The following is a 4,149-nucleotide window of genomic DNA, read 5'->3' on the forward strand; positions in this document are numbered from 1 at the left end:
GGGGGGGGCGCCGGCCCCGGCGTGTGGGGGGGGGGCTGGGTGTGGGCCGGGGGGGGCGCCCGGTTCTTGGGGGCGCGGGCCCCCCCCCGGACCCGGGTGATGGGGGGCGGGGGGCGGGGGCCGCGGCGGGGGAGGGGGCCGCGGTGACCGGGCCCCCGGCGGACGGCGCCGCGGACGGCTCGGCGAGGGGCGCGCCCGCGACCGGCGCCACCTCGGTCGGCCTCGCGTCCGGCGTCCCGGTCGGCGGCGACGCGCTCGCGCGCCCGACCGTGAAGGGCCGCACCGGCGTCCGCCTCGGCCCGTTCTCCTGGCCGCTGCGCCCGCGCCCGATCGCCCTGGTCGTCGGCGGCCTCGCGCTCGCCGCGGCCGTCCTCTCCGTCGCCATCGCCTACGGCGACTTCCCGATCAGCCTCGGCCAGGTCGTCGACGTGCTGCTCGGCGGCGGCAGCCGCAGCCAGCGGTTCGTCGTGGTGGAGCTGCGCCTGCCGCGCGTGCTCACCGGCCTGCTCGTCGGCGCCGCGCTCGCCGCCTCCGGCGCGATCTTCCAGGCCATCTCCCGCAACCCGCTGGCCACCCCGGACATCATCGGCGTCACCTGGGGCGCGGGCACCGGCGCGGTGCTGGTCATCGTCCTGGCCGGCAGCTCCGGCGCGGTCGCGGGCGCGGTCGCCCGTGTCGGTGTCCCGCTGGCCGCGCTCGCCGGGGGCCTGATCGCCGGGCTGGTGGTCCACGGCATCGCCTGGCGGCGCGGCATCGAGGGCTTCCGGCTCGTCCTGGTCGGCGTCGGCGTCACCGCGATCACCGCGAACGCCACCCAGTACCTGCTCACCAAGGCCGACGTGAACGACACCGCCCGCGCCATGGTCTGGATCGCGGGCAGCCTCAACAACCGGGGCTGGGAGCACATCGTCCCGGTCGCGCTCGCCCTGGTCGTGCTGCTGCCCGCCTCGGTGCTGGCCACCCGCACGCTCGGCGCGCTCCAGTTCGGCGACGACACCACCAGGGGCCTCGGCGTGCGGCTCAACGGCGCCCGCACCGCCCTGCTGCTGCTCGGCGTCGTGCTCGCCGCCGTGGCCACCGCCGCCGCGGGCCCCATCGGGTTCGTGGCGCTGGCCGCCCCGCAGATCGCCGTGCGCCTGGCGGGCACCGCGACCCCGGCGCGGTGCGGCTCGGCCGGCGTCGGCGCCGTGCGGGGCGTGCTCTCCGACCTGATCGCCCGGCAGCTGGTCGACGGCACGGAGCTGCCGGTCGGCGTGGTCACCGCCGTGCTCGGCGCCCCGTACCTGATGCACCTGCTCATCCGCAGCCGCCGGGAGGCGAGGACATGACCACGGCACCCCCGTCCCCCAGCGCGCGCCTGCGCGCCCAGGAGCTGTCGATCGGCTACGGCGACCGGTTGGTCGTCGACCGGCTCGACCTGGACGTGCTCGACGGCGCCGTCACCGCCGTCATCGGCCCCAACGGCTGCGGCAAGTCCACGGTGCTGCGCGCGCTCGCCCGCCTGCTGCCCACCAGGGGCGGGCAGGTCCTGCTCGACGGCAGGCCGATCACGCAGGCGCCCACCCGCGAGGTGGCCAAGGTGCTCGGGATGCTGCCGCAGACCCCGCAGGGCCCCGAGGGGCTGACCGTGGCCGACCTGGTCGCCAGGGGCAGGCACCCGCACCAGGCCTGGTACCGGCAGTGGTCCGGAGACGACGAGGCCGCCGTCGCCGAGGCGCTGCGGTTGACCGGCATGGAGGACCTCGCCGAGCGCACCCTGGACCAGCTCTCCGGCGGCCAGCGCCAGCGCGCCTGGATCTCCATGGCGCTCGCCCAGGGCACCGACCTGCTGCTGCTCGACGAGCCGACGACCTACCTGGACCTCGCGCACCAGATCGACGTGCTGGACCTGGTGCGGCTGCTGCACGCCGAGGGCGGGCGCACGATCGTCATGGTGCTGCACGACCTGAACCTCGCCGCCCGCTACGCCGACCACCTGGTGGCCATGAAGGACGGTCGGATCGTGGTGCAGGGCACGCCGTCCGAGGTGCTGACCGAGGAGGTGCTGGAGGAGGTGTTCGGGCTGGAGGCCGCCGTCATCGCGGACCCGGTCGCGGGCACCCCGATGGTGGTGCCGATCCGGTCCACGACGCACGCGGCGGCCAACCGCAGGCAAGACCACCCGAAGGGCTGATCCTTCCAACGAACGGCGGAGAGCCGGTCACTTCCCGCAGACGCGGGGGCAGGTGTCACACGCCTGTGCCCCCGGAAGGGTGAAGTGGAAGCAGCAGCTCTCCCGGCGGCGCGTCCAGGTCCCGTCGACCACGCGCAACGTCGTCGCCGAGGTGTACGGGGCCTCGGGGAACGGCAGCAGCAGCGCGGAGTCCGCGACCCCGGCCGCCTCGTCGCCGCCGTGCAGCCCGGCCAGCCACGCCGAGCCGTCCAGCGCGTCCGTGGCCGCCGCCCACAGCGCCCGCCCGCCCAGCCGGGTGGTCGGGCCGTAGGCGGCGGCGAACGCGGCCGCGTGCCCGGCGAACCGGGCGCGCAGCAGCGCGGCCAGCGCGGACTCGTCGGCCACGACGGTCGCCTCGGGGTGGTTGCCCGCGGGATCGCCGGGCAGGCAGGCGAAGCCGCCCGCCAGCAGCGCGACGCCGACCACGTCGGGCCTGCCGTCGTCGGCCAGCCGCAGCGCCAGGTCCTCGGGGCGCAGCGACGGGACCCGGCGCGCCCGGTGGAACAGCGCGCCGCCGAGCATCCCGACCGCGCCCAGGTACCAGCCGAGCACGTACCCGGCCGTGGCGCGCTCGGTGGAGCCGCCGTGCCGCTCCCGGAGCCAGTCGGCGAGCTCGCCGCGCCAGGCGGTGAACCGCCCCGGATCGGCGAGCAGGTCGGAGCACCGGGTCCATCCATCGGGTGCGCCGCGGCCCGTTCGCTCGTAGCGGATCTCCAGCCACCCCACCAGGGAGGACGTGGCCGAAACGGTGTCCGCCAGGGGGTTCAGCGCGTCGCGGGGGTCGATCCGCGCCGGTACGGTCATGGGGAAGCAGGGTCCTTGTGGTCGTGCCGTCTGAGGTTTGCCTTACCTTACCAATGGCGGTGTTCGCGCTCAGCGGACAACGCCCGGTTCGCGGAATCTGCCTGGCAGATGACCCGTTGTAACCGGATGTAGGAGTTCCCCGAAGACGACAGGCTCTGAACGGAAGCGGAGAGCGACGGGGCAACGACTACAGTGGTCCCACGGTGCCGCGCTCTCCACGGATGCCAGTGGCGAGCCGAGGACCGCCGGCGCAGCAGTCAGGGAGTGCGAATGTTCGAGAGGTTCACCGACCGCGCGAGGCGGGTGGTTGTCCTGGCCCAGGAAGAGGCCAGGATGCTCAACCACAACTACATCGGCACCGAGCACATCCTCCTGGGTTTGATCCACGAGGGTGAGGGTGTCGCCGCCAAGGCGCTGGAGTCGTTGGGGATCGCGCTGGAGGGCGTGCGCCAGCAGGTCGAGGAGATCATCGGCCAGGGCCAGCAGGCACCCAGCGGGCACATCCCCTTCACCCCGCGCGCCAAGAAGGTCCTGGAGCTGTCGCTGCGCGAGGCGCTGCAGCTCGGGCACAACTACATCGGCACGGAGCACATCCTGCTCGGCCTGATCCGCGAGGGCGAGGGCGTCGCCGCCCAGGTCCTCGTGAAGCTGGGCGCGGACCTCAACCGGGTCCGTCAGCAGGTGCTCCAGCTGCTCTCCGGCTACTCCGGCGGCAAGGAGCCCGCCGAGGCCGGTGGCCGGGGCGAGGGCACGCCGTCCTCGTCGCTGGTGCTGGACCAGTTCGGCCGCAACCTGACCTCCATGGCCCGCGAGGGCAAGCTCGACCCGGTCATCGGGCGGGCCAAGGAGATCGAGCGGGTCATGCAGGTGCTGTCCCGGCGCACCAAGAACAACCCGGTGCTCATCGGCGAGCCCGGCGTCGGCAAGACCGCCGTCGTCGAGGGCCTGGCGCAGATGGTCGTCAAGGGCGAGGTGCCCGAGACGCTGAAGGACAAGCAGCTCTACACGCTCGACCTCAGCTCGCTGGTGGCCGGTTCCCGCTACCGCGGCGACTTCGAGGAGCGCCTGAAGAAGGTGCTCAAGGAGATCCGCACCCGCGGCGACATCATCCTGTTCATCGACGAGATCCACAC

Annotated in this window: 4 protein-coding genes; 3 read left to right on the forward strand and 1 reads right to left on the reverse strand. The window is 74.4% G+C overall.

What is annotated here, in order from left to right:
• Positions 1–143 precede the first annotated feature (143 nt).
• Positions 144–1,328, forward strand: a complete 1,185-nt coding sequence (locus tag ACTUAL_RS18570) for a FecCD family ABC transporter permease (protein WP_440901155.1) — start codon at positions 144–146, stop codon at positions 1,326–1,328.
• Positions 1,325–2,173: an ABC transporter ATP-binding protein gene (locus ACTUAL_RS18575; protein WP_440901156.1), complete on the forward strand. Its 849-nt coding sequence runs from the start codon at positions 1,325–1,327 to the stop codon at positions 2,171–2,173. Before ACTUAL_RS18570 ends, ACTUAL_RS18575 begins: the two co-directional genes overlap by 4 nt.
• Before the next feature lie 27 nt (positions 2,174–2,200).
• Here the strand turns inward: ACTUAL_RS18575 and ACTUAL_RS18580 are convergent, their stop codons facing one another.
• The gene (locus tag ACTUAL_RS18580) at positions 2,201–3,016 is read right to left on the reverse strand and encodes a (2Fe-2S)-binding protein (RefSeq protein WP_096491195.1); all 816 of its coding nucleotides are present in this window, start codon (positions 3,014–3,016) and stop codon (positions 2,201–2,203) included.
• A 270-nt stretch (positions 3,017–3,286) separates the two neighbouring features.
• Here ACTUAL_RS18580 and ACTUAL_RS18585 point away from each other — a divergent pair.
• The coding region (locus tag ACTUAL_RS18585) for a Clp protease N-terminal domain-containing protein (protein ID WP_440901157.1) at positions 3,287–4,149 on the forward strand (863 nt) is incomplete at its 3' end.

This window comes from Actinosynnema sp. (assembly GCF_052038725.1).